The organism is Acinetobacter sp. H1(2024) (assembly GCF_046557555.1).
Classification (GTDB): Bacteria; Pseudomonadota; Gammaproteobacteria; order Pseudomonadales; family Moraxellaceae; genus Acinetobacter; species Acinetobacter seifertii.
Genome location: NZ_JBKGFO010000005.1, coordinates 169622 through 195373 on the forward strand (window position 1 = coordinate 169622; position 25752 = coordinate 195373).

The following is a 25752-nucleotide window of genomic DNA, read 5'->3' on the forward strand; positions in this document are numbered from 1 at the left end:
AACCCAATAGCATCCCCATTTTGCAATATACTGCTTAAGTTTTAATGTTTTCTTAATTTGAGATAAAGAACAATCGGAGATTACAACAATGACTGACATCGTAATTGTTAATGGTGCTCGTACTGCTATGGGTGGTTTTCAAGGATCACTGTCTGGTCTAACTGCTCCCGAACTAGGTGCAGTAACAATTAAAGAAGCAATCGCACGAGCAGGTTTGCAGCCTACTGATGTTGAAGAAGTCATTATGGGATGTGTTCTTCCTGCTGGTTTAAAACAAGGCCCTGCTCGTCAAGCGATGCGTAAAGCTGGTTTACCAGACTCTACAGGTGCAGTGACGATTAATAAACTTTGTGGTTCAGGCATGAAAGCCGTAATGCAAGCAGCCGATATGATCAAAGCAGGCAGTGCTGAAATTGTGGTTGCTGGTGGTATGGAGTCGATGACAAATGCCCCTTATGTTTTACCTAAAGCACGAGCTGGCTACCGTATGGGTCATGGCGAAATTAAAGACCATATGTTCTTTGATGGTTTAGAAGATGCTGAAACAGGTCGTTTAATGGGTTCTTTTGCTCAAGATATGGCAAATACTCGTGGCTATACACGTGAGCAAATGGATGACTTTGCAATTCGCTCATTAAAACGTGCTCAAACTGCAATTACTGAAGGCTATTTCAAAGATGAAATCGTTCCTGTTACCGTATCTAGCCGCAAAGGTGATGTCGTTGTTGATCAAGATGAACAACCTTTAAATGCAAAGATTGACAAAATTCCTTCTCTTAAACCAGCTTTTGCAAAAGACGGTACAATTACCGCAGCAAACGCAAGCTCTATTTCGGATGGCGCATCTGCATTAGTATTAACTTCAGGTGAGGTTGCTACTCAACGTGGTTTACAGCCACTGGCAAAAATTATTGCAACGGCTTCAAATTCTCAGCATCCTTCAGAATTTACCATCGCTCCTGTGGGTGCTATCGAGAAAGTTCTTAAAAAAGCTGGGTGGAATGCTCAGGACGTTGACCTTTGGGAAATTAATGAAGCATTTGCTATGGTTACCATGTGCCCAATTGATGATTTCAAACTTGATGCAGAGAAAGTAAATATCAATGGGGGGGCTTGTGCCCTAGGTCATCCGGTGGGTTCTACAGGTTCTCGCATTATTCTTACACTTATTCATGCGCTTAAACGCACTGGCGGTAAAAAAGGTATTGCCGCACTTTGTATTGGTGGTGGTGAAGCAACAGCTGTTGCCATCGAAATTCTTTAATTAAAATCTGTTTAAAATCCCACTTCGGTGGGATTTTTTATGAAAAATTTACAAAAAAAGACCCACAAAATCACTTTTAAGTTTTAACTTATTCCTTTAAACGAAAACAACAATGGACAATAACAATGCAACTCAATCACTATCTCAATTTCCAAGGTCAAGCAGAACAAGCCTTTAATTTTTATAAATCGGTCTTTGGTGGTGAATTTGCTATGCTGAGCCGTTATAGCGATATGCCACCTAACGAGGGTGTAACATTATCTGAAGCCGAAAAAAATTTAGTGCTGCACGTTTCTCTACCGATTAATGAGTACACAGTACTCATGGCATCAGACACTATCGATCAATTCTGTACCCCGAATAGTGTATTTACTAAAGGTAATAATCATTACATCGCAATCAACCTTGAAAAAGATGAGCAAGAAAAAGCAAAACAGCTGTTCGATGCTCTATCTGTAAATGGACAAGTTGAAATGCCATTAGAAAAAACTTTCTGGGGTGCATTATACGGTGCATTTACCGATCAGTTTGGCATAAAGTGGATGGTTAACTGTCAGCTTGATACATAATATTTTTTAAGATCAGCCCCTTATAGAGACACTTACTATTTCTATAAGGGTCTTAAACATTAATATTAGAATACTGCGCAATAATCATTAAACCAACGGTAATAAAACCTATACCTACCCATCCAGCTACATCAATATTCTGCCCAAGAAAAATCTTTGCAAGAAAAGCAGTTGCTAATACACCTATTCCAGACCAAAGCACATATAAAATTCCCGCCTGCATATATTTCAAAGCAATAGCTGCACATGCAAAAGACCCAATATATAAAACTAGAGCAATTCCTTGAGCAGTTTTATTAACTAATCCATTGCCTTTAGCCGAATAAAATGTTGAGAGCACATCTGTCGCAATAGCAAATATTAACCACCAAGCACCGGGATTTATTTTTGAAATTAAGCCTAACATTCTTATTCTTCATTCATTTATTAAAAAGTAATTATAAAAAAAGCTGAACCTAAGTTCAGCTTCTTCATTTAAAATTATTTAAGCACCAGTTTGATAACTTGCTTGCGGTACGGCTGTTGAAGCTTGGTACGGGTTGGTAAAGTCTTGCAAACCAGCTGCCGCCTCTTGCACATCTTTACCTTCCTTAATTACAAAACTATCAAAACCTGAGCGCTTTAAGTAGTTTAAGACATCCTTAAACACATCGCCAGTTGCGCGCAGTTCACCTTGGAAACCTTGACGACGTAATAGCGCTGCAAATGAATATCCACGACCATCACCAAAGCCAGCAAACTCAATAAAGATTGCATCAAGTTCATTTAATGGAAATGTATGATCTTCAGGTGAATCACTTACCGTTACATACAAAGCTTTTTTACCTTGAACGTTAGCTAACTGGTCTAGTTGAGCTGTTGTTACAACTACATCACCTTGAGGAACGACACTATCTTCAGCAATGATTTGATAAGTATTGTCTGCAATCGTGCCATCTTTAGAAAGCACTGGTAGAGCTGTATTAAGCATATGCACGCTCCTTAAATGGTTGAATTCCTACACGGCGATATGTATCTACAAAACGCTCACCTTCTGTACGTAAATCAAGATATGTATTTAGTACTTCTTCAATTACGTCAGGCACAGCATCTGCTGCAAATGATGGCCCTAAGATGTCACCGATTGAGGCATCATGGTCCGAATTACCACCTAATGTAATTTGATAGAACTCAGCACCTTTTTTATCTACACCTAAAATACCGATGTTACCAACGTGGTGGTGACCACAAGCATTCATACAACCAGAAATATTTAGATCTAAATGACCAAGATCATAAACTTTGTCTAAGTCATCAAAACGACGTGTAATTGCTTCAGCAATTGGAATTGATTTCGCATTTGCAAGTGAACAGAAATCACCGCCCGGGCAACTAATAATATCGGTAATAAAGCCAATATGTGCACGTGCCATATTTTGTTGTTCAAGCGCTTGCCATACATCGAACAAGTCTTTTTGAGGTACATCTGCCAAAGCAATATTTTGTTCGTGAGTGGTGCGAAGTTCACCGAAAGTATATTTATCAGCAAGATCTGCAATAAAGTTCATTTCTTCAGTAGTCATATCGCCCGGTGCAATACCTGCACGTTTTAGAGAAATCGTAACAATACGATAGCCCTTCACTTTATGCGCATGCGTGTTGATGTTGAACCACTGTTTGAATTTTGGATGCTCAGCAAATAAAGCGGTAAAGTCTTCATCTGCCAAATCTTGATAATCAAACGGGGTGAATTCTTCATCCAGTTTTTTCAAAATTTCTGGCTGAATTTTCAATGCTTCACGTGTATGTTCAAATTCAGCTTCAACTTTCTGAGCAAATACTTCAGGCGTTAATGCCTTAACTAGAATTTTAATACGTGCTTTATATTTATTATCACGACGGCCATGCAAGTTATAAACACGTAGAACTGCTTCTAAGTAAGCAATTAAATCTTCACGTGGTAAAAACTCGCGAATAACGCTACCAATAATTGGAGTACGGCCTAAACCACCACCAGCCATAATTTTATAGCCAATTTCACCCACTTCATTACGCACGATGTAAACACCAATATCGTGGAATGCCGTTGCTGCACGATCTTTTTCTTCAAGTGCAGAAACGGCAATTTTGAACTTACGTGGCAAGAATGCAAATTCAGGGTGGAATGTACTCCACTGACGAATCAATTCACATGTTGGACGTGGGTCTGCAATTTCACCAGCAACCACACCAGCATATTGGTCAGTTGTTGTGTTACGAATACAGTTACCACTCGTTTGAATGGCATGCATTTGTACAGTTGCAAGTTCAGCCAAAATATCTGGTACGTCTTCAAGTGCAGGCCAGTTTAACTGAATGTTTTGACGCGTAGATACATGCGCATAGCCACGGTCATAAGCAGTTGAAACTTCAGCAACTTTACGTAATTGTTTAGAATTCATTAAGCCATACGGCACAGCAATACGCAGCATAGGCGCATAACGTTGCACATATAAACCATTTTGCAAACGTAATGGACGATATTCATCTTCAGAAAGTTTGCCAGCTAAATAGCGTTCAGTCTGATCACGGAACTGAGCAACTCGTTCATTAACCAGCTGCTGGTCGAAATCGGTATATAAATACATGGCGTATGGCTAGTAGATTCATTATTAAGGCGGATAGCATAGCGAGCTTTTATTCATCAATAAAATGCTTTTTTTGCATATTTAATAACGGTTTTATTGATAAGCTTTAATATAAATCAATATAAAAAAAGCCCAGATCAATCTGGGCTTTTTTTAGAGCAAAGGTTTATTTGTTATCTGGCAATGCATAAGCTACTAAATAGTCGCCCATTTTTGTACCAAATGAACCATGACCACCGGCCATGATCACAACATATTGCTTACCATTAATTTCGTAAGTCATTGGTGTTGCTTGTCCACCTGCTGGTAAACGCGCTTCCCAAAGTTTCTTACCATTCGTAACGTTAAAGGCACGGATGTAGTTATCTTGAGTTGCACCAACGAACATGACATTACCTGCGGTAGAAATTGAACCACCTAAACCAGGAACACCAATTTTCACAGCTGGTAATTGGAATAGTTTTGGCAAGCTATCTCGGATAGTACCAATACGTTTTTTCCATACAACCTGATGCGTTTTCAAGTCTACACCAGCTACATAACCCCAAGCTGGTTGTTTACAAGGTAAACCAAGTGGAGATAAGAATGCGCTGATTTCGACACCATAAGGTACGCCATACATTGGCTGAATACCCTGCTCAGTTCCTGCACCTTTTGCAGTTTGTGCACGGTTTGGATCTTCAGGAATTAAACGGCTTACGAATGGCAGACCAATCGGGTTCATTACAGCAACCTGACGATCAGGGTTAACTGACATACCGCCCCATTCAAACACGCCTAGGTTACCAGGGAAAACTAAAGTACCGTTTTCTGATGGTGGTGTATAAATACCATCGTAATTTAGACGTTTGAAAGATACACGACACATAAGCTGATCAAGCATTGTGGCACCCCACATATCTTTATCAGTCAATTTGTCTTGTGGTGCCAAGTTCAAGTCAGAGAATGGCTGAGTTTTTGAATAGTGCTCGCCTTTGGTTTGTGGACCGCGCTTAACTGTTTGTGGAACTGGTTTTTCAGTTACAGGAACAATCGGCTGTCCATTACGACGGTCAAGAACAAAAGCATTACCTGTTTTAGTCAATACATAGATTGCTGGAACAGTTTTACCTGCTTTGTCTTTAATATCTGCCAAAGATGGCTGAGATGGCACGTCCATATCCCACAAGTCATGATGAGTGGTCTGGAAGTTCCATATCAATTTACCAGTTGAAGCATTAATCGCTAACATTGAGTTCGCATAACGTTCTTTCAACTCAGTACGGTCACCACCCCAGATATCTGGAGTACCTACGCCTGTTGGAACATAAACGATATCAAGTTTGGCATCGTATGCTAAAGGTGCCCAAGCATTTGGAGAGTTATGAACAAATGTTGTACCTTGTCCAGGCATAGCATTTGGATCTGCTGCACCAGTGTCAAATACCCAAAGAAGCTTACCAGTATTTACGTCATAACCACGAATAACACCTGATGGCTCTTTATTTGAGTAGTTATCTGTTACAGAACCCGCAATTACGACAGTTGAACCTGTCACAACACCCGGAGATGTTGGGTTATAACCACCCGGATAAGCATATGGCATAAACTCTTGTAAGTTCACTTCACCATTTTGACCAAAGTCAGTACATGCTTTACCAGTATCAGCATTTACAGCAACTAAACGTCCATCATTGACTGGAACAAAGACTTTACGAGGACATTGAGTTGAAGTCGACTTCTTAGTTTGCAAGCTTGTCGCAAACTCAGTTGTGTTGTTTGCATCGTAGTACATTACACCACGGCAAGTTAAATGCTGGAACGATTTATCCGTTTTAAGCTTCGGATCAAAACGCCATTTTTCTTTACCAGTCGCTGGATCAATCGCAATTAACTGTTGGTGAGCTGTACAGATAAACATGTTATTGCCAATTTTAATTGGCGTAACCTGATTGGTTGTTTCACCCGAATCATTATCTGTCTTGAAATCGCCAGTACGTAGTGTCCAAGCCACTTTCAAATCTTTGACATTTTGGTCATTAATCTGTTTGAGTGGAGAATAACGCTCACCAGCTTGAGTACGGCCATAAGCCGGCCAGTCACTCTCTGCTACACCTGGAACGGCTTGAGCAGTTTCTGGTTGTGGTGTTTTAATCTCACCATTAATTTCTTGCGGATCGTTAAAGATAGAATAAACCATCAATACGATTGCAATCGCTAAAGTTGAAGATAAGGCAACTTTACTTGATCCAAGGTTGTTGATTCCACGAGTCACAGCCGGAACCAATAACCATAAACCAAGAATACCTAAAATATCTAAACGTGGTGCAAGCGCCCAAAAGTCTGTTCCAACTTCCCAGACACTCCAGATAATGGTACCTAGCATTAATGCGGCATAAACCCACAAAGCAGTTGAAGCACGCTTGTAGAGTTGCCATGTAACAATGAGAAGTAAGACTCCAGCTACAATGTAGTAAATTGAACCGCCTAGTGTAGCGAGCCAAATACCTCCAATTAGCAGGAATAACGCCAATAACCCAATAATAATTACGGTAAAAGTCGTTAAACCTGATCTTGAAGAAGGTTGATTCATAAACCACCTCTTATTAATCATCATTTTTATCGGAAAGATGTGTCAAAAATCTTAGAGAGAAATGACATCACCAATACATCTAAAACAAAATTCAGGCATAAAGAAAAAAACGGAAGGTCTGGATACTTCAATTAATGATTTAGCCATCGACAATCCGTTTTTCGGAATAGTTACTTAGAATACGGTTGAGAATTTAATACCGCCTACCCAAGTGTTATCACCATTTTTTAATGCACCAACATGACGAACATATTGCACATTTGGACGAATAGTTAGCCAATTAGTGGCATGAATACCGTAATAAAGCTCGGTATTGTATTCAGTGTCATATTCTTTGGCTTGAATATCGCTCCAGTCATCATTGATATGAATACGAGCAACACCAAGTGCTAATTCATCTTGAGGACGTTGATTGAGTAAACCTTTGTAGACCAGACCTACATTTTGCATGTTGTCGACTTTATTGGTATCTGAGTCATGGAAAGTCAGATTCACAAAACCTGTTAAACCACGATCAGTTTGGTCAGCTGGCTGGAATAGTTTTTGTTTTGCAGTTACCCAAACACCTTGTTTATGCGATGTTTTGGTTGGATTGGTAATTTCCTCTGCATCAGCAGTGCTGTAGTAATAACCTAAACGGTATTCACCAGGCATGCTTTGCACACCTAATTTAGGTGACCAAACGACCTCTGCTGGAATAATTGCACCATGAGAACCATCTGTGCTCAGGTTAAAGCCTTTGCCTCGTTCCAAGTTCTCTGGGTTATATTCATATACACCGACTTGCGTATATAGATCAGGTTGCACGTTATATTTAACACGCATTGCCCATTGGCTCACTGGCCAGTTATACCATTGGTCGCCAACCCAGTTACCCACTTGTGAACCACAAAGTGCCAAGTTCTGGAAGTCACAGTCAAAACTATTAAAGTCTTCGCCTTCACCAAAACGACCAACTTTCACATCTAACTTTTGATCAAGGAATTTTTTCTTAATCCATAAATCAGTTAAACGCCAAGTTTGCTCACGCCCCCACACTTCTTGTGCAGAACTAATGTGTCCAGCTAAAGCAGGAGAATGTTCAGAAAGTGATTGCCCATCACGATAAGTTAACGTGATTTGAGCTTCTGTATCTTGCCACCCTAAAATTTTACCTAGGTCCAAATGCGAACCTAAAGCGAGTTGCCCTGTATAAGCACTGCCATGCGAAGAAGTATTCTTTGAATCTAAAATACCGGCATATTCACCGGTATATCCAAAAGAAAAATCATAACCTTGTGCTTGTAACGCTGTGCGTTGCCCGTTCCAATCACCCAACATCCAAGAACCATTTGGGTCAAATGCAGCAGCAGCTTGTGCATGCTGAACAAAAAGAGTAATTGATAAAACGGATAAACAGGAAACCATCAAAGATTTATGCGTTTTCATGTTTACGTACCTTTTATGTCTTTGTTTATAAAGGTTACGCTAATTTTATGTAAAGAAATTATTCAAAATGTTAATCAATTGATTAATCAGATAATAATCTTAATACATACTGTATAAGAAATAGCCCTAAGACATTACCACTGTCCCTCGCCAAGCTTTTGACCTACAAAGGAATATCGCATTTGTGAACGTGAAAACTTAATTGGGCATGCGATCTGTGGTTCTGTATCTGTCGTATTATTTTGCAAAGGAACATCCACAATCCATCCACGTTGTTGTGCTAATGGCGAGTTTAAAGCCTCACTCAAACTCAATACTGGCTCTACACAAACATCCAAATTTGCAAAAATTTCATGCCATTCTTTAAACGTTTTGGCTTTAATTTTTTCTTGAATAGCTTGCTTAACGTCCTGTCGATCTTGGACATCTAATGACGCGCCTTTTTGCAACAGCACGGGTAAATCTAATGCAGCAGACAACCCAGCCATAAATTGTGGCTCAAGACTACCAATAGAAAGATAACGACCATCTTGAGTCATATAATAGTCATAGAAAATACCGCCATTGAGCATACCCTGCTCTGGTGCCTGTTCAACTTGTCCTGCAAGCGTAGCTGATGCTGCCATGCTATTTAAACTCGCCACACAATCGGTCATGGAAATATCAATATATTGTCCCATACCACTACGACTGCGTTCGACGACCGCAGCCAAAATCGCAATAACTGCATGTAATGATCCGCCTGCAATATCGGCAACCTGAATGCCAAGCGGTGGTGGACCACTATCTTGTCGGCCACTATATCCAGCAATACCTGCTAAAGCTAAGTAATTAATGTCGTGTCCAGCTCGATCTTTGTAGTTTCCTGTTTGTCCATAACCTGTAATTGAGCAATAAATTAAACGTGGGTTAATTTCTGCAAGCGTTGCATAGTCCAATCCTAAACGGCGCATAACATCTGGTCGAAATTGTTCTATGACAATATCAAACTCGGAAATCTTGGCTTTTATCAGATCAATACTGGCAGCATCTTTTAAGTCGAGAACAATCGACTGTTTATTTCGGTTTAGATAACTATGTGCAGTCGCCTGTCCATTCGCATATGGCGGCATTATCCGAATGAGATCTGGACGTGATGGAGATTCGATATGGATAACTTCTGCGCCCATATCGGCTAAGTACATTGTGGCAAAAGGTCCAGGTAAGAGCGTCGAGAAATCGAGAACTTTAAGTCCGTTTAATGCTGTCGTCATCGTATTTTTAACCACTATTATTTGAATTTTCTTTTATATTAGTTAAGCAAATATTCTAAAACAATGTCATGTTCAGCCATTTACCTTGATCATTTCGGCAATTTAACATGTAAAAAGTGCTTTTACACTGTTGTAAATCGCCAATTTATTTTTTTAGACGGTCATTTAGGTCAATTTAAAGTGAACATCAAAGAGACTGAAGGATTCAATATGAGTCGCGATACGATTAGCATCCACTTCGTGAATGCGGCTTTGACAGGCGTAAAACGCCTTGGCATGGATGTCGAGACGTTACTTTCACATGTGGGTATCGAAGCGGAACTATTACGTCAACCTAAAGCTCGAATCTCACCAGAACAATATACCCGTTTTATAAAAATGCTATGGATGGTCACCCAAGACGAACACGTCGGTTTTGATGTACAACCGCGTCGTTTGGGCACTTTTGCCATTATGTGTCAGTTGATTATTCATGCAAAAACTTTGGGACAAGCTCTCGAACTTTCATCTCAATTTTACAAGTTATTTGGTGATGAATGGTCGGTAACACTTGAACGTGACAAACACGAAGCGCGTTTAGTACCTCTCATTCCAAAAACATTAGATCCAGATCATTTCATTACTGAAAGTATGCTTATGATTTGGCACGGTCTAGCATCATGGCTCATTGAACGTCGTTTGCCATTAGAGCGTGTTCATTTTAGCTACCCACGTCCTGCGCATGCAGATGAATATGATGCGTTATTCTTTGCGCCAGTCATGCAGTTTGATGCACCTCGCACCGAAATAACTTTTGCAGCTGATTATCTTGATTTACCAATCCGCCAAGATGAAAAAACGCTAGAAGAGTTCCTAAAAGCAGCTCCTGCTCAGCTTTTAGTAAAATTCAAAAACACCAACTCGTTGACTTCTCGTATTCGTGACGTACTTAAGAGTCAAATTGGTGAAGAAATGCCAACGCTTAACGACGTTGCATCAATGCTGTATTTATCTCCGCAAACTTTACGCCGCCGCTTAGCTGCTGAAGGTAAAAGCTATCAAGGCGTAAAAGATGCTCTACGTCGAGATGCTGCGATTCACTTGTTGCTCAACCCTGAATTAACACTTGAAGATGTTGCTCAACAGGTAGGCTTTAGTGAAACCAGTACATTCCACCGTGCATTTAAAAAGTGGACTGGTGTAACGCCTGGCTTATATCGCCAACTACACGGTTACCACTAATTCTTAAATCTCTTTGTATTCACATCTAGCCCAAGTTCAACTTGGGCTTTTTTTATATCTCTATTGGCAAAAATCATCACCTGACTGGTGCGCTTATCGTCATTGCACTCGCTCTTAAAACCAGTACACTCAAAACACAAATAAATTTTAAGCAATAAAAAAGGAACTGTTATGAGCGAGGCTTATATTATTGATGCCATTCGCACCCCACGCGGAAAAGGAAAAAAAGACGGCTCTCTTTATGAAGTAAAACCAATTACCTTACTCACCACTTTATTAAATGAATTACAGCAGCGCCATCAGCTTGATACATCAAAAGTGGATGACATTGTTTTGGGCTGTGTAACACCAATTGGTGATCAAGGTGGGGACATTGCCAAAACAGCAGCAATTGCAGCAGGTTGGAATGATGATGTTGCTGGAGTTCAAATCAATCGTTTTTGTGCATCAGGTTTAGAAGCAGTCAACATGGCAGCCATGAAAGTCCGCTCTGGTTGGGAAGATTTAGTGGTTGCTGGCGGTGTTGAATCAATGTCACGCATTCCAATGGGTTCTGATGGTGGACCTTGGGCTTTAGACCCAGAAACAAATCTTAAGTCATCATTTGTTCCACAAGGTATTGGGGCCGACCTTATTGCAACTTTAGATGGCTATAACCGTGAAGATGTCGATAACTTTGCAGTGAAGTCACAACAAAAAGCAGCGGCAGCTCAAGCAAATGGTTATTTTGACCAATCAGTTGTGCCAGTCAAAGATCATTCAGGTGTAGTGATTTTAGAAAAAGATGAATTTATTAAAGGCCATACCACACTAGAAGGTATTGCAAAGCTCAACCCAAGTTTTGAAATGATGGGGCAAATGGGCTTTGATGCAGTCGCTTTACAAAAATATCCAGAAGCACAAAAAATCAATCATGTTCATCACGCAGGTAACTCATCAGGTATTGTCGATGGAGCAGCTGTCGTTTTATTAGCTTCAGAAAAAGCAGTAAAAGAACAAAATTTAAAACCACGCGCTAAAGTTTTGGCGACTGCATTAGTTGGTACTGACCCAACCATTATGCTGACTGGCCCTGCGCCAGCCGCACGTAAAGCCTTGGAAAAAGCTGGTCTAACAATTGATGATATTGACCTATTTGAAGTCAATGAAGCATTCGCGGCAGTTGTTATGCGTTTTATTAATGAGCTCAACGTCCCCGCTGAAAAAGTCAACGTAAATGGCGGTGCGATTGCTTTAGGCCATCCTTTAGGCGCAACAGGTGCCATGATTTTGGGCACACTACTTGATGAGCTTGAACGACAAGATAAAAAGCGTGGTTTAGCGACGCTCTGTGTTGGCGGTGGTATGGGTATTGCCACCATTATTGAACGCGTATAAAAATTAGGGATATAAAAAATGAGTGCAATTCAATACGAAAAAAATGCCGACAATATTGTCATTTTAACGCTTGATTCAACAGGTCAATCTGCGAACACCATGAATGCTGAGTTTCGTGACTCGCTCGATGAAGCGACTCAGAAACTTAAAGCAGAAACAGAACTTTCAGGCGTTATTTTCCGTTCGGCTAAGAAAACGTTCTTTGCAGGCGGTGATTTAGATGAGCTAATTCAAGTTCAGCCGGAACATGCGACTGACTTTTTTAATATGGTTGAAAAGCTAAAAGGTCATTTACGCACAATTGAAACGCTAGGCATTCCAGTCGTTGCAGCATTGAATGGAACGGCACTGGGCGGTGGATGGGAAATTGCATTAAGTTGCCATCACCGTATTGCAATCAATGACTCGAAAAGCAAATTTGGCCTACCAGAAGTTACTTTAGGTTTATTACCGGGCGGCGGTGGAATTGTGCGCATGGTACGTATGCTTGGGCTTCAAAATGCATTTCCATTTTTAATGGAAGGCAAACAGTTCGGTGTCGATAAAGCCAAATCTTTAGGTTTAATTCATGACACAGCTGAAAATGAACAAGAACTTTTAGATAAAGCAATTGCTTGGATAAAGGCAAATCCGAAATCTCAACAACCTTTTGATGTAAAAGGCTACAAAATCCCGGGTGGTGATCCAAAAACGCCAGCAGTTGCACAAGTTCTTGCAATTGCACCAGCCATGTTAAGAGACAAGACCAAAGGTTGCTACCCTGCCCCTGAAGCGATTATGGCTGCCGCAGTTGAAGGCGCTCAAGTCGATGTAGATACTGCACTGCGTATCGAGTCTCGCTACTTTACTCAGCTTACAACAGGCCAAATTTCTAAAAATATGATCGGCACTTTCTGGCATGCTCTAAATGCAATTAAGTCTGGTGCGAGCCGCCCTGCCGACGTTGCAAAATGGCAAGCCACTAAAGTTGGAGTGTTGGGTGCAGGCATGATGGGTGCTGGCATTGCTTATTCAACAGCCATTAAAGGCATTCCTGTTGTCCTTAAAGATGTATCTGTTGAGAATGCTGAGAAAGGCAAAGCTTACTCACAAAAACTTCTAGATAAACGTGTTTCACAAGGCCGCATGACGGCAGAAAAACGTGATCAAGTTTTATCTCTGATTACGGCTACAGCTTCTGCTGAAGACTTACAAGGCTGTGATTTAATTATTGAAGCGGTATTTGAAAATCAAGAACTCAAAGCGAAAGTCACTCAAGAAGCCGAACAATACTTAACGTCTAATGGCGTAATGGCGTCAAATACATCAACCCTACCAATTACAGGTTTAGCTCAAGCAAGTAAAGATGATAAAGCTTTTATCGGTCTGCATTTCTTTAGCCCTGTCGACAAAATGCAGTTGGTTGAGATTATTAAAGGTAAAAACACCTCCGCAGAGACACTTGCTAAAGCCTACGACTTTGTACAGCAAATTGGAAAAACACCAATTGTTGTCAATGACAGCCGTGGCTTCTTTACCAGTCGTGTATTTGGTACTTTTATTCAAGAAGGTATGCGCTTGCTTGCCGAAGGTGTCCACCCAGCACGTATTGAAATGGCAGCACTGAAAGCAGGCATGCCTGTGGGACCACTTGCGATTCAAGATGAAGTGTCTCTAACCTTAACCGAGCACGTTGCCAGTGAAGCACGTAAAGCCCTACTAGCTGAAGGCAAAGAGTTACCGAAAACACCAGTAGATGAAGTGATTCATACCATGATTCATGAATTAAACCGTAAAGGTAAAGCTGCTGGCGCAGGTTTCTATGACTATCCTGAAAATGGTAAAAAGCACCTTTGGGAAGGCTTAAACCGTTGGGAGAAAGATCATGATATTTCTGAGCAAGATATGATTGATCGCATTTTGTTTGTACAAGCCTTAGATACCTTACGTTGTTACGAAGAAGGTGTGTTGGAGTCGGTTATTGATGCTAATGTCGGTTCTATTTTTGGAATTGGTTATGCCCCTTGGACTGGCGGAGCGATTCAATTCCTCAATCAATATGGTATTGAGAAAGCAGAAAAACGCGCCGAAGAGTTAGCTACCAAATATGGTGAGCGATTCACACCACCAGCATTACTAAAAAACAAAACAGAGCAGAAACAAAATATTCAATAACTTAGATGTAATGAATATTTAAAAACTGCATAAACCTTACCCATATAAATATATTTTATTTATATGGGTTTTTCTTTATGACCTTTAAGATTTCTGCCTACAGCCTAAATATGCTATAAATAGACTTCATTTTTGTGCTTCTACAGCACATTCGAGAAATCCTTATGTCCGATAAAAATTCTTCCGAATCAGCAGTTTTAGGCTGGAAATTTGTTCTGATCGTTGGTGTTTTAAGTGCGATTTTCCTTGGCTTTTTCTATTTAGCAATGAGTAACGAACCTGACTATATGCCAGGTGCTCAGCGCAAAGCTCAACAGCATGAAATGCAGCAAAAAGCTGAAAAATCGACAGATCAACAAAGTCAGCATGACAACATGCCTGGAATGGACATGCAAGAACATCAGCATTCACATCAGTAATCAGATATTTTTCAAATGACAGATTTTTCCCGCAACGCACTGGTTGTAGAAGGTGGAGGCATGCGTGGTGCCTTTACCAGTGGTGTACTTGATGCTTTTCTACAACAGCAGTTCAATCCTTTTGACTTATATGTTGGTGTATCTTCTGGTTCGACCAATGTGGCTAACTACTTGGCAGGTCAACAAGGCCGAACTTTAACATTCTATGTTGACCATTCATTACGTCCTGAATTTATCGATTATAAGCGCTTCTTTAAAGGTGGCGATTTACTTGATTTAAAATGGATGTGGGAAATTGGTGAAAAAGAACATCCACTTGATCAACAGAGTCTTTTTGCCAAAAATCCAGATTTTTATATGGTATTAACGCATGCCAAAACAGGTCATGCAGAATATCTTCGTGCGGGTAAAGATAATTTACTAAATGCACTGCGTGCTTCTAGCTCAATTCCGGTTTTAACACGTCATCCCGTCGATATTATGGGTGAACCATACTTTGATGGTGGCGTTGCAGATGCCCTACCCGTTCGCTGGACAGCACAGCAAAGTGGCGTTAAAAAACTATTAGTTTTACGCACTCGTCCTAAAAATTACTTTAAGGGCAGTAGCCGAGGGGATCAATTCCTCGCGAAATATGCGTTTAAACACCACTATGGTTTTGCAAGTAGTTTGCGTAATCGCTGCGCCCGCTATAACGCTTCCATCGATTTTGTTCGTGGTCAAAACCCAGACCAGCAAATTTTAGAAGTGTGTCCACCGCCTCTTAAAAATATGGCTGGCCGCTTAACCACAAATCCGAAAAAGCTTCGTTATAGTTACGAAGTTGGTTTGGAGACTGGCTTACAAGCCATCGAAAACTGGAATGCGATGAAGTAATTCAAAGTTGAGATTTCTAAAAGGAATCTCAACTTAATGCTAAAGTCATATCGATATGGGGAATACCACAATCTTGGTAAACCTCACCCTGCACTTTAAAGCCTAAAGCTTCGTAAAAAGCCGTCACATAGGTTTGCGCAGAAAGCTTTAAATAAGGCAGTTTTTGGTTACGCGCATATTCGATAATATGCTGCATTAAAATTTTACCAATACCCTGCTTTCGATAAGGCATTAAAACAGCAACACGTCCTACACTATGCTGCGGTAACAAACGTGCTGTAGCAATAGGCTGCTCTTTGACATACACCATAAAATGCACAGCAGTGGCATCAAAATCATCCCATTCATCTTCCGATGCAATACCTTGCTCTTGAATAAAGACTTGCTCACGGATGTATTTAGCATCTTTCTCAAGCTGTTCCCAACCACCCGCTATAACTTCATACATCCTACTCACCTTCCTAGCATTTGCAGCCAATATTTTCGATCGACAACTGATCTTGTAATAACAATTCCAAGGTCTGTTTTTTAATTCCGTACATTTCTTTCAATGCTTGGATTTGAGCCATAATCTTCGCATCAGGTTGAGAAACGTCTTTGCGTTTTGTCGCCAAAATCATTTTATTTTTGCTGGTATGCTCAAGCGATACAAACTCAAAAACTTTGGTTTCATAACCATATGCTTTTAAAAGTAACGCACGCAAAGTATCGGTCAGCATCTCAGCTTGTTGCCCTGCATGAATACCAAACTGTAGCATTGGTTGTAAAACTTCTGGACTATGTAATTGTGGGCGTAACTCTTTGTGACAACACGGCGCGCACATAATCATTGAAGCGTTCAAACGAATTCCGGTATGAATGGCAAAATCAGTCGCAATATCACACGCATGCAAAGCAATCATAACGTCCAGTTTTTCTGGCTGATAACTACGAACATCGCCTTCAAAAAAGTTCAAATGATTAAAATGCACTTTGTCTGCCACATTCTGGCAAAACTCCACCAAATTGCTGCGAAGTTCTACACCCGTAATTAAAGGAATCTTTTGTTGTTCTTGTAAATAATCATACAAAGCAAAAGTTAAATAACCTTTTCCTGAACCAAAATCGACGATGCGTAACTCTTTTTGCTCTGCATCGATCTGCTCATACGCACTCGCAAAAATTTCGATAAATTTATTAATCTGCTTCCATTTACGAGCCATGCTTGGAATGATTTGAGCTTTCTCATCGGTAATGCCAAGCTCTTTTAAAAATGCACTACTCTGCTGTACATAACGCTGTTTCTCACGATCATGCGCTTGTACAGTTGGAGCTGTATTCGTACTTTGCTTTTTACCCATGTTAAGCATGGCTTTTTTCTTATTTTTTTTAAGCTGAATTTCTTGCAGAGTTGAAAATAAATTTGCTTGTTTGCATTGAACAATCAGTGTTGTGATCTGTTCTAAACCCTCTTCAAAGGTATAGTTTTTGGTCACATCTTGAGTAGTGTAATGATATAAAGCTGAAAGCTGCTTTTTCCCATTTAACTCTACAATGCGGAAAGTAATTTTTTCTAGCTGTGCCAACTCTCCTTTATATTGGCTCAAAATCAAACGCTCAAAACTCTGCTCATCAAGCATTTGTTTGATTTCATGAAAGAATTGCTGTTCTTGCTCAAAGGAGAAAACCGACACAGATATACCTAAAGAATGGTGACTCATATAAACTGAAAGTTTAAAGGGTATAGGATTAAAAATAAAATAACTTTACGACTGTTTTGTATTTCTATACATTTGTATTTTTAATTAAAAAATAAACTTATGAGCAAATCGGTGTTAGAAACTTACGATCCAAAAGAAGAACTTTTTAATGCCTACAGTCATGGTGCTGGCGTTGTTATGGCCGTGGTTGCCTCTATCCTTTTAATTATGAAAGGATCTTATCTTTCCACCGGACAGTGGATCGGTTTATGGGTATATTCATTTAGCCTCATTCTCGTTTTTACCAGTTCGACGCTCTATCATTTTGCCCAGACCCAAAACTTACGTTACTGGTATAAAAAACTCGACCACACGGCTATTTATTATTTAATTGCTGGTACATATACCCCATTTTTGAGCATTGCGATACCTACACAAAAAGCCCATGTTTTACTTATTGCACTCTGGAGCATTGCTGCAATTGGTACACTTTTCAAGTTAGTTTTTATTCACCGTTTTCAGAAAATTTCATTACTTGCTTATGTTCTTATGGGGTGGCTTGCCGTTTTTGTAATGGATGATATGCGTACCTATTTAAGTAAAGACGCTTTGATGTTATTGATTACTGGAGGTTTAGCTTACACTGTTGGAGCATTGTTTTACGCATTAAAAAAGGTAAGATATACCCATGCGATATGGCATATTTTTGTACTTTTAGGTGCAGGTGCACACTTTCTTGCAATCTATTGGTACGTTGTTTAATCCATTTTTCACTCATATTCAGTGATCCTGAAAGAGTCATGGATGATGTTCTTTCACACTATTCTTTTGAGAAAAATATGCCTTTAAAGAGAATAGTAAACTAAAAATAAATTTTAACTTATATAAGGACTTATATGGAGTCAACCTCTACGACAGCTGCTCCTGTAGTAGCCACCAATTCGAAAACACGAGTTTTATTTGCAAGCTTAGTCGGTACAACCATTGAGTTCTTCGACTTTTACATCTATGCAACTGCTGCCGTGATTATTTTTCCTCACCTATTTTTCCCTGCCAGCAGTGGCAGTGCTGCCGTTTTACAATCACTCGCAACATTCGCAATTGCCTTTATTGCCCGCCCTATTGGTGCAGCACTATTTGGTCACTTAGGGGATCGAATCGGTCGTAAAGCAACACTAGTGGCAGCTTTGCTGACTATGGGTATATCAACGGTATGTATTGGCTTACTTCCGACTTATGCTCAAATCGGGATTGTGGCTCCATTATTATTAGCAGCCTGCCGTCTAGGACAAGGCTTAGGTCTAGGGGGTGAATGGAGTGGCGCTGTACTACTTGCAACCGAAAATGCACCAGAAGGTAAGCGTGCATGGTATGGCATGTTCCCACAGCTTGGCGCGCCTATTGGTTTTATTTTAGCAACGGGATCATTCTTACTTTTAAGTGCGGCTATTCCTGAACAAGCATTCATGCAATGGGGCTGGCGTATTCCATTTATTGCGAGTGCAATTTTGGTCATTGTGGGTTTATATATCCGTTTAAAACTCCATGAAACTCCAGCTTTCCAGAAAGTTTTAGATAAACAAAAAGAAGTTAATATTCCATTTAAAGAAGTCGTTACCAAACACACAGGTAAACTTATTCTTGGCACGATTGCCGCAATCTGTACCTTCGTTGTGTTTTATCTGACTACAGTGTTTGCACTTAACTGGGGAACGACAAAACTGGGTTATGCGCGTGGTGAGTTTTTAGAACTTCAACTTTTTGCGACACTTTGTTTTGCAGCTTTCATTCCTTTATCTGCTATTTTTGCAGAAAAATTTGGACGTAAAGCAACATCAGTTGGCGTATGTATCGCTGCTGCGATCTTCGGATTATTCTTCTCTAGCATGTTAGAGTCTGGAAATACGCTCATCGTCTTTCTTTTCTTATGTACTGGCCTATCAATTATGGGTTTAACCTATGGCCCGATTGGTACAGTTCTTTCTGAGATTTTCCCAACTTCAGTGCGCTATACAGGTTCAGCATTAACCTTTAACTTGGCTGGTATTTTTGGCGCATCGTTTGCCCCACTCATTGCTACAAAACTTGCTGAAACTTATGGTTTATATGCGGTTGGATATTATCTGACAGCTGCATCACTTTTATCATTAGTCGCATTTTTATTGATACGTGAAACAAAGAACGTAGATGTGAATAATCAGATTTAACTATTTTCAAACACCCTCATATAAAAAAAGCCGGTTCAAAATTGACCGGCTTTTTTTATATATGAAAATTAATTCATTGATGCAGGGTTTGCTGGCACAACACTGTTTGTTGGCGCTGGAGTAGTTACATTACTTGCTGCTACAGCTGCTGCACCCGCAACTGCTGCTTCACCAATTAAAGCAATTTTTGCTTTTTCTTGGCTTTTTGCAGATAGAGCTGGGTTAGTTGCCACAATACGATTAATGTTTGCAGAGTTTGCTGGAGCAATCGCAGCAGTTTGTAAAATGATTGGGCGATTACCTGTATTACCCAATGTATAACGAATACCTGTACGAGGGCTAATTACCGTCGTATTCTCTTGTTTCACTACAGCCTGAGCCGAAGTTGGGCCTTTTGCTGCAAGAACCTTATCAACCGTTGTGGTTTGAGGGGCTGAAGCTGTTTCTGCTGCGAAAACAAAACTTGGTACAGCAAGAACAGTTAAAAATAAAGGTTGTAATACTTTTTTCATTGTCTTTCCAACATACACTCTGGATGAGAAGTAAATAGCATTTAATACTTAAAACTGCAAACATTATTCACAGGCTTACTACAAACATAAAAAAAGCAGAACAATTGTTCTGCTTTTTTTATCAAGCAAATTAAATTTTGCCGTGACACTGCTTATATTTTAAACCAGAACCACATGGACATGGTGCATTACGGCTTTCTGGTACTGGGAACATTTGTTGTTCATCAACCGATTCATTGAGAGCTTCTTGAGAGGCAGTCACTGCACCTGTTAAGCCATCCACATCATCATGTTCAAAGGAAAGCTTCATCGACTCAGCTTGCTGCTGCTGTTGAGCTTCCATTTCTGCAAGTTCTTCTGGTGTTGGAATATGTACACGAGACAAATCAGTCACAACATCAGTTTTAATGACGCCTAACATGTTCACAAACAAGTTAAATGCTTCTTTTTTGTATTCCTGTTCTGGGTTCTTTTGCGCATAGCCACGTAAGTGGATACCTTGACGCAAATAATCCATTGCAGCCAAATGATCTTTCCAGTGGCGATCAAGAGAATTTAGAACGAAATGACGCTCAAGCATTGCTGCTGACTCATCACCCATTTGCGCACGGCGTTGACGATAACGCTCAAGCACTTCGTCACTAATACGCTCAACCAGACCTTCTTCATCAAGACGACGATCTTGTTCTAACCATTCTTGAACTGGAAGCTCAATACCTAAATCAATACGTAAAGCATTTTCTAGACCTTCAATATCCCATTGGTCATGAATTGACTCAGGTGGAATAAAGTTGGCAATCATAGCTTGCATAACTTCACGATGCATTTCTTCAACGTAATCTTGTAAAGTATTTTCAGCTAACACTTCATCACGTTGTGAATAAATGATCTTACGTTGTTCATTATTCACGTCATCGTATTTCAATAGGTTCTTACGAATATCGAAGTTACGTGCTTCAACTTTACGTTGTGCATTTTCGATAGAACGGCTTACCATTTTGTGTTCAATCGCTTCATTTTCCTGTAAGCCCATTGCACGCATCATGGCAACAACACGGTCACCTGCGAAAATACGCATGAGGTCATCTTCAAGAGATAAATAGAAGCGAGAAACACCAGGGTCACCTTGACGACCCGCACGACCACGTAACTGGTTGTCAATACGGCGTGATTCATGGCGCTCAGAACCAATAATATGCAAACCACCTGCTTGCAATACATCTTCGTGGTCTTGTTCCCATTGTGCTTTCAGATGAGCTTCATCTTCTGCTGTCGGGTTTTCAAGCTTGGTAAGTTTCGCCTTCCAGTTACCACCTAAGATAATATCTGTACCACGACCAGCCATGTTGGTTGCAATTGTTACTGCATTTGGGCTACCCGCCTGAGCAATAATGTCTGCTTCACGCTCGTGCTGTTTAGCGTTCAACACTTCGTGGTGAATACCAGCTTGCATCAACTTAGAAGATAGAATTTCACTGGCTTCAATGGTTGCTGTACCAATTAGAATCGGTGCAACACCTTGTTCACGAATATTCATAATTTCTTGAATAATCGCATTATATTTACCATTACGGTTTAAATAAATTAAATCGTTTTGGTCATTACGAATCATTGGTCGGTGAGTCGGAATAATGACAACATCAAGACCGTAAATCTCTTTCATTTCCGCAGCTTCAGTATCAGCAGTACCTGTCATACCTGAAAGCTTTTTATAAAGACGGAAATAGTTCTGGAATGTAGTTGTTGCTAAAGTTTGGTTTTCAGGCTGAATTTCCAAGCCTTCTTTTGCTTCAACTGCTTGGTGCAAACCTTCTGACCAACGACGACCCGGCATTGTACGACCAGTGTGCTCATCAACAATGATCACTTCACCATCATGAATAATATAGTGAACATCACGTTGGAATAAGAAGTGCGCACGAATAGCAGCAGACACGTGGTGAACAAGGTTTAAGTTTGTTGCTGAATATAAGCTTTCGCCTTCAGCCAACAAGCCCATTTGAATGAGTTCTTGTTCTACAGTTTCATAACCAATTTCGGTCATTTCAACTGAACGCTGCTTTTCATCAATCCAGAAATGTCCACCATCGGCAACTTTTTCTTCTTTTTGCGGGTGTAATTTTGGTGGAATCGTATTGATTGCAGTATAGAGGTGTGAAGAGTCTTCACTTTGACCAGAAATAATTAATGGCGTACGCGCCTCATCAATTAAGATTGAGTCAACTTCATCGATAATGGCATAGTGCAAACCACGTTGTTTCTTTTCTGCTAAAGAAAACACCATGTTGTCACGTAAGTAGTCAAAACCAAATTCGTTGTTGGTACCATAGGTAATGTCAGCAAGGTAAGCAGCTGCTTTTTCTGACGGTTCTTGCATTGAATAAATTGTACCAATGCTTAAACCTAGAAATTCAAATAATGGACGGTTTAACTCAGCATCACGTTGTGCCAAGTAATCGTTCACAGTAATCACATGAACGCCTTGACCACTTAATGCGTTTAAATAACACGCTAAAGTACCCATAAGGGTTTTACCTTCACCGGTACGCATTTCGGCAATTTTGCCTTCGTGTAGAGTAATACCACCAATCAATTGCACATCATAGTGACGCATGCCCATTACACGTTTTGCTGCCTCACGACAAACTGCAAACGCTTCAGGGAGTAACTTATCTAAACTTTCGCCATTGTTATAACGTTGTTTGAATTCTGGAGTTTTTGCAGATAAGTCTGCATCGCTTAAAGCTGATATCGTCGGCTCGAGCGCATTGATTTGCTCAACAATTTTGCGCATGCGTTTGAGTTCACGCTCATTTTTTGTACCGAAGATACCTCCGATCAGACTTGCCAACATGGATAAACTCTCTAAATCTTGCTTGGTCAAATGAATAAATTTTTTCTCAGTCGTTTATTATGGTGCCAGAAATTTGAAGTACAAGGGTTTTGCACAAAACCCATAAAAAAAATCTGATAGTTAGACAAACGGTTTCAACCTTTCTCTAAGGCCGCTGAATATGTCCGGCACCTAAAAACTCAATATTAACGCTCATCTATTGAACACAACTTCCGAGAAATCTAATTTAGCAAATTTATCTTAAAGTTACATTGATTCAGTTCTTAAATTAGTGAGTTTTAGTCATATATATTTACACTTATATAAAAAATTCATAATAAAATAAAAAAACAATAATTTTAATAATAAATAAATTGCGTCATATTCATTTCAACACATAACAAATTTTAAGCAACTGAGGAAAGATCATGACATTACGATTAGGAGACACTGCCCCTGATTTTCAACAAGAATCAAGCGAAGGCACAATTCATTTTTATAATTTTTTAGGTGATAGTTGGGGCATTTTATTTTCACATCCCGCTGACTATACACCTGTATGTACAACAGAGTTAGGTTATACAGCAAAATTAAAAGACGAATTTGAAAAACGTAATGTTAAAGCGATTGCCCTATCTGTAGATGATGTTGAATCACATAAAGGCTGGATTAACGACATTAACGAAACTCAAAATACTACGGTTAATTTTCCAATCATTGCTGACAAAGACCGTAAAGTGTCTGAACTTTACGATTTCATTCATCCAAATGCGAGTGAAACACTTACAGTTCGTTCTTTAGTCATTATTGATCCAAACAAGAAAGTTCGTTTAATTATTACCTACCCTGCTTCAACTGGTCGTAACTTCAACGAAGTCTTACGTGTCGTGGATTCATTACAATTAACAGATAAGCATAAAGTGGCTACGCCTGCGAACTGGAAACAAGGTGAAGATGTTGTGATTGTTCCTTCTTTAAAAGATGAAGAAGAAATTAAACAGCGCTTCCCTAAAGGCTATACCGCAGTAAAACCTTATTTGCGCCTCACACCCCAACCTGATGAGTGAGGATAAAGCGAGCATCGCTCGCTCTGAACGCAAGACGAGCAGCTATGCTGTGAGTTAGATTAAAGCCTTTAAAAAGGCTTTAATCGAAGCGCAAGACAAACGTAGTGCGTAGGCAAGCATCTGAAATGCTTATTTTCAAGACAAGCAAACTGCGTAACCAATTATAAAAAAAGCATAAAGAAAACTAGCCCAAACATAGAACCAAATGTTTCCATCTCCAAGCCATCTCACCCGATGGCTTTTTTTCATTATTGAATACACATGGTTTTTAGTGTCGAGATCAGTTATAACTTCCAAGGAGTTTGTTCAAAAAACAACAATCATGATCCATAAAATTCATCATTTAAAATGCGGCAGTATGTGTCCTGTCTGCGCGCCTTTATTTGGGCAGAAAGGCTGGAAAGCTGAAGTGGTATGCCATTGTCTTTTAGTAGAGACGGACCGTGGGCTTGTACTCATTGATACAGGATTTGGTCTACAAGACTATTTACACATGCAACAACGCCTTGGCTCGTTAGTTAAACGTTTGGGGAAAATTGAGACGAATCTTGAATTCAGTGCAATCCAGCAAATACAAAAACTAGGTTTTCATCCTAAAGATGTACAGCACATCTTTGTGACTCACCTCGACTTTGACCATGCAGGTGGCATTTCTGACTTTCCTCATGCCACAGTTCATGTCTTAGCCACTGAATATAATGCTGCGCAATTACCTAATTTTAAAGGTAAACTTCGCTATAGAACCAATCAATATAATCAGCATCGATACTGGAATTTCGTTGAATATCAGCAAGGTGAAAAATGGTTTAATCTTGAAAAAGTAAAAGGTTTTCCGTTATTCCAAGATGAAATTTTAATGGTGCCATTATTAGGCCACTCCGCTGGACATTGTGGTATTGCCATCAAACAACAAAATCAGTGGTTGTTGTTCTGCGGAGATGCTTATTACTCACATCTAGAGTTAAATCCAGCAAATAAATTAAGATCGCTAACCCTTCTGGAAAAAACGTTTGCAGAAGATAATGAAAAGCGTCTTATTAACCTTAAAAAATTACAGCATTTGGCTCAACATGAGCCAACGATTGAAATTATTTGTGCCCATGACCCTCATGAGCTTCGACGGTATCAAACATGAAAAAAATCTCCCTCATCGCCCTTGTTCTGTGTCTAAACCTACAGGGATGTATGCAACATGAAAGCATTGCACATGAGCATAGACCCAAAGATTGGGGAACTTTAGTTTCTCAAACACATAATTTCTATCAAGTGAGCAATGATGTTTTTCGTAGCGAACAACCAAATGCTGCAATGATTCCCGAATTAAAACGTCATGAAATCGGAACTATCATTAATTTAAGAGCAAAAGACTCAGACGAATTAGTATTTAAAAATGAGAATTTTAATCTTGTTCACATTCCTATCGATACATGGGCAATTAACAGACAAGACCTGTTAGAAGTCATGCAGCAAATTAAAATTGCTAAACAAAATAATCAACGTGTTTTATTACACTGCTACCACGGTTCAGACCGTACTGGTGCTAGCGTAGCGATGTATCGAATTATTTTTGAGCATTGGGCAATTGATGATGCAGTTAAAGAAATGAAGGAAGGCGGATATGGTTATCATATTATTTGGAAAAATATTGACCGTTTATTTACCCCTGAAAATGTAAAATGGATTCAACAACAATTGTCGAACCCATCTTAACTAGA

22 protein-coding genes are annotated in these 25752 nt (G+C 39.8%); 12 read left to right on the forward strand and 10 right to left on the reverse strand.

Going from position 1 to position 25752, the window contains the following annotated elements; genetic code table 11:
* The first annotated feature begins 88 nt into the window (after nt 1-88).
* On the forward strand, nt 89-1264 hold the full coding sequence (locus ACLCEG_RS14545; RefSeq protein WP_410568035.1) for a thiolase family protein: 1176 nt from the start codon (nt 89-91) through the stop codon (nt 1262-1264).
* A 125-nt stretch (nt 1265-1389) separates the two neighbouring features.
* Nucleotides 1390-1833 (forward strand): VOC family protein, encoded by a 444-nt coding sequence (locus ACLCEG_RS14550; RefSeq protein ID WP_002051396.1) that lies wholly within the window; start codon nt 1390-1392, stop codon nt 1831-1833.
* A gap of 52 nt (nt 1834-1885) precedes the next feature.
* On the opposite strand, the gene ACLCEG_RS14555 is transcribed toward ACLCEG_RS14550, so the two are convergent.
* The 6 genes from ACLCEG_RS14555 to ACLCEG_RS14580 form a co-directional block, all read right to left on the reverse strand.
* Entirely contained in the window at nt 1886-2239 is a 354-nt protein-coding gene (locus tag ACLCEG_RS14555) for a DMT family transporter (protein ID WP_002051463.1), read from the reverse strand.
* 78 nt (nt 2240-2317) lie between these two features.
* Complete coding sequence (locus ACLCEG_RS14560; RefSeq protein WP_410568037.1) at nt 2318-2803, reverse strand: DUF934 domain-containing protein; 486 nt, start codon at nt 2801-2803, stop codon at nt 2318-2320.
* A complete protein-coding gene (locus tag ACLCEG_RS14565; RefSeq protein WP_004705730.1) occupies nt 2796-4439 on the reverse strand; it encodes a nitrite/sulfite reductase in 1644 nt (547 codons plus the stop codon). The genes ACLCEG_RS14560 and ACLCEG_RS14565 overlap by 8 nt, the downstream gene beginning before the upstream one ends.
* 166 nt (nt 4440-4605) lie before the next feature.
* Nucleotides 4606-7011: a glucose/quinate/shikimate family membrane-bound PQQ-dependent dehydrogenase gene (locus tag ACLCEG_RS14570; RefSeq protein ID WP_019457525.1), complete on the reverse strand. Its 2406-nt coding sequence runs from the start codon at nt 7009-7011 to the stop codon at nt 4606-4608.
* 174 nt (nt 7012-7185) lie between these two features.
* Nucleotides 7186-8418, reverse strand: coding sequence for a carbohydrate porin (locus ACLCEG_RS14575; protein WP_077168775.1), 1233 nt, complete (start codon nt 8416-8418; stop codon nt 7186-7188).
* Between the two features lie 155 nt (nt 8419-8573).
* Nucleotides 8574-9692 carry a CaiB/BaiF CoA transferase family protein gene (locus ACLCEG_RS14580; RefSeq protein WP_410568039.1) on the reverse strand — a complete coding sequence of 373 codons (1119 nt, stop codon included), beginning with the start codon at nt 9690-9692 and terminating at the stop codon, nt 8574-8576.
* Nucleotides 9693-9902: 210 nt separating this feature from the next.
* Here ACLCEG_RS14580 and ACLCEG_RS14585 point away from each other — a divergent pair, with 210 nt between their 5' ends.
* The 5 genes from ACLCEG_RS14585 (at nt 9903) to ACLCEG_RS14605 (ending at nt 15739) form a co-directional block, all read left to right on the forward strand.
* Nucleotides 9903-10913 carry an AraC family transcriptional regulator gene (locus tag ACLCEG_RS14585; RefSeq protein WP_002051267.1) on the forward strand — a complete coding sequence of 337 codons (1011 nt, stop codon included), beginning with the start codon at nt 9903-9905 and terminating at the stop codon, nt 10911-10913.
* Between the two features lie 171 nt (nt 10914-11084).
* A complete protein-coding gene (locus ACLCEG_RS14590; RefSeq protein WP_410568041.1) occupies nt 11085-12290 on the forward strand; it encodes an acetyl-CoA C-acetyltransferase in 1206 nt (401 codons plus the stop codon).
* 18 nt (nt 12291-12308) lie between these two features.
* Nucleotides 12309-14444: a 3-hydroxyacyl-CoA dehydrogenase NAD-binding domain-containing protein gene (locus tag ACLCEG_RS14595; protein WP_410568043.1), complete on the forward strand. Its 2136-nt coding sequence runs from the start codon at nt 12309-12311 to the stop codon at nt 14442-14444.
* A 164-nt stretch (nt 14445-14608) separates the two neighbouring features.
* Entirely contained in the window at nt 14609-14863 is a 255-nt protein-coding gene (locus ACLCEG_RS14600) for a hypothetical protein (RefSeq protein ID WP_019457519.1), read from the forward strand.
* A gap of 15 nt (nt 14864-14878) precedes the next feature.
* Complete coding sequence (locus tag ACLCEG_RS14605) at nt 14879-15739, forward strand: patatin family protein (RefSeq protein ID WP_410568045.1); 861 nt, start codon at nt 14879-14881, stop codon at nt 15737-15739.
* Nucleotides 15740-15767: 28 nt separating this feature from the next.
* Here the strand turns inward: ACLCEG_RS14605 and ACLCEG_RS14610 are convergent, their stop codons facing one another.
* Together ACLCEG_RS14610 and ACLCEG_RS14615 are read right to left on the reverse strand one after the other, a co-directional pair.
* A complete protein-coding gene (locus ACLCEG_RS14610; RefSeq protein WP_410568047.1) occupies nt 15768-16187 on the reverse strand; it encodes a GNAT family N-acetyltransferase in 420 nt (139 codons plus the stop codon).
* 13 nt (nt 16188-16200) lie between these two features.
* Nucleotides 16201-17412 carry a class I SAM-dependent methyltransferase gene (locus tag ACLCEG_RS14615; RefSeq protein ID WP_410568049.1) on the reverse strand — a complete coding sequence of 404 codons (1212 nt, stop codon included), beginning with the start codon at nt 17410-17412 and terminating at the stop codon, nt 16201-16203.
* A gap of 126 nt (nt 17413-17538) precedes the next feature.
* Here ACLCEG_RS14615 and trhA point away from each other — a divergent pair, with 126 nt between their 5' ends.
* Entirely contained in the window at nt 17539-18180 is a 642-nt protein-coding gene (gene trhA, locus ACLCEG_RS14620) for a PAQR family membrane homeostasis protein TrhA (RefSeq protein WP_263614548.1), read from the forward strand.
* Nucleotides 18181-18314: 134 nt separating this feature from the next.
* Nucleotides 18315-19625, forward strand: coding sequence for an MFS transporter (locus ACLCEG_RS14625; protein WP_410568051.1), 1311 nt, complete (start codon nt 18315-18317; stop codon nt 19623-19625).
* 68 nt (nt 19626-19693) lie between these two features.
* On the opposite strand, the gene ACLCEG_RS14630 is transcribed toward ACLCEG_RS14625, so the two are convergent.
* Both ACLCEG_RS14630 and secA read right to left on the reverse strand, forming a co-directional pair.
* A complete protein-coding gene (locus ACLCEG_RS14630; protein WP_410568053.1) occupies nt 19694-20137 on the reverse strand; it encodes a hypothetical protein in 444 nt (147 codons plus the stop codon).
* Between the two features lie 130 nt (nt 20138-20267).
* Nucleotides 20268-22991 (reverse strand): preprotein translocase subunit SecA, encoded by a 2724-nt coding sequence (secA, locus tag ACLCEG_RS14635; protein ID WP_410568055.1) that lies wholly within the window; start codon nt 22989-22991, stop codon nt 20268-20270.
* 407 nt (nt 22992-23398) lie between these two features.
* Between secA and ACLCEG_RS14640 the strand changes: the two genes are divergently transcribed.
* The 3 genes from ACLCEG_RS14640 to ACLCEG_RS14650 all read left to right on the forward strand — a co-directional run bounded on the left by ACLCEG_RS14640 (nt 23399) and on the right by ACLCEG_RS14650 (nt 25747).
* Entirely contained in the window at nt 23399-24037 is a 639-nt protein-coding gene (locus tag ACLCEG_RS14640) for a peroxiredoxin (protein WP_410568057.1), read from the forward strand.
* A gap of 322 nt (nt 24038-24359) precedes the next feature.
* Nucleotides 24360-25172, forward strand: coding sequence for an MBL fold metallo-hydrolase (locus ACLCEG_RS14645; protein WP_004705713.1), 813 nt, complete (start codon nt 24360-24362; stop codon nt 25170-25172).
* A complete protein-coding gene (locus ACLCEG_RS14650; RefSeq protein WP_174735363.1) occupies nt 25169-25747 on the forward strand; it encodes a dual specificity protein phosphatase family protein in 579 nt (192 codons plus the stop codon). The genes ACLCEG_RS14645 and ACLCEG_RS14650 overlap by 4 nt, the downstream gene beginning before the upstream one ends.
* The last annotated feature ends 5 nt before the right edge of the window (nt 25748-25752 follow it).

What these genes read in the sequence shown, in the direction of transcription:
- ACLCEG_RS14630 (WP_410568053.1), bottom strand. Translation starts at nt 20,137, where the DNA reads ATGAAAAAAGTATTACAACCTTTATTTTTAACTGTTCTTGCTGTACCA.
- ACLCEG_RS14545 (WP_410568035.1), top strand. Translation starts at nt 89, where the DNA reads ATGACTGACATCGTAATTGTTAATGGTGCTCGTACTGCTATGGGTGGT.
- secA (WP_410568055.1), bottom strand. Translation starts at nt 22,991, where the DNA reads ATGTTGGCAAGTCTGATCGGAGGTATCTTCGGTACAAAAAATGAGCGT.
- ACLCEG_RS14560 (WP_410568037.1), bottom strand. Translation starts at nt 2,803, where the DNA reads ATGCTTAATACAGCTCTACCAGTGCTTTCTAAAGATGGCACGATTGCA.
- ACLCEG_RS14640 (WP_410568057.1), top strand. Translation starts at nt 23,399, where the DNA reads ATGACATTACGATTAGGAGACACTGCCCCTGATTTTCAACAAGAATCA.
- ACLCEG_RS14565 (WP_004705730.1), bottom strand. Translation starts at nt 4,439, where the DNA reads ATGTATTTATATACCGATTTCGACCAGCAGCTGGTTAATGAACGAGTT.
- ACLCEG_RS14595 (WP_410568043.1), top strand. Translation starts at nt 12,309, where the DNA reads ATGAGTGCAATTCAATACGAAAAAAATGCCGACAATATTGTCATTTTA.
- ACLCEG_RS14645 (WP_004705713.1), top strand. Translation starts at nt 24,360, where the DNA reads ATGATCCATAAAATTCATCATTTAAAATGCGGCAGTATGTGTCCTGTC.
- ACLCEG_RS14625 (WP_410568051.1), top strand. Translation starts at nt 18,315, where the DNA reads ATGGAGTCAACCTCTACGACAGCTGCTCCTGTAGTAGCCACCAATTCG.
- ACLCEG_RS14575 (WP_077168775.1), bottom strand. Translation starts at nt 8,418, where the DNA reads ATGGTTTCCTGTTTATCCGTTTTATCAATTACTCTTTTTGTTCAGCAT.
- ACLCEG_RS14610 (WP_410568047.1), bottom strand. Translation starts at nt 16,187, where the DNA reads ATGTATGAAGTTATAGCGGGTGGTTGGGAACAGCTTGAGAAAGATGCT.
- ACLCEG_RS14555 (WP_002051463.1), bottom strand. Translation starts at nt 2,239, where the DNA reads ATGTTAGGCTTAATTTCAAAAATAAATCCCGGTGCTTGGTGGTTAATA.
- ACLCEG_RS14600 (WP_019457519.1), top strand. Translation starts at nt 14,609, where the DNA reads ATGTCCGATAAAAATTCTTCCGAATCAGCAGTTTTAGGCTGGAAATTT.
- trhA (WP_263614548.1), top strand. Translation starts at nt 17,539, where the DNA reads ATGAGCAAATCGGTGTTAGAAACTTACGATCCAAAAGAAGAACTTTTT.
- ACLCEG_RS14570 (WP_019457525.1), bottom strand. Translation starts at nt 7,011, where the DNA reads ATGAATCAACCTTCTTCAAGATCAGGTTTAACGACTTTTACCGTAATT.
- ACLCEG_RS14585 (WP_002051267.1), top strand. Translation starts at nt 9,903, where the DNA reads ATGAGTCGCGATACGATTAGCATCCACTTCGTGAATGCGGCTTTGACA.
- ACLCEG_RS14605 (WP_410568045.1), top strand. Translation starts at nt 14,879, where the DNA reads ATGACAGATTTTTCCCGCAACGCACTGGTTGTAGAAGGTGGAGGCATG.
- ACLCEG_RS14590 (WP_410568041.1), top strand. Translation starts at nt 11,085, where the DNA reads ATGAGCGAGGCTTATATTATTGATGCCATTCGCACCCCACGCGGAAAA.
- ACLCEG_RS14650 (WP_174735363.1), top strand. Translation starts at nt 25,169, where the DNA reads ATGAAAAAAATCTCCCTCATCGCCCTTGTTCTGTGTCTAAACCTACAG.
- ACLCEG_RS14550 (WP_002051396.1), top strand. Translation starts at nt 1,390, where the DNA reads ATGCAACTCAATCACTATCTCAATTTCCAAGGTCAAGCAGAACAAGCC.
- ACLCEG_RS14580 (WP_410568039.1), bottom strand. Translation starts at nt 9,692, where the DNA reads ATGACGACAGCATTAAACGGACTTAAAGTTCTCGATTTCTCGACGCTC.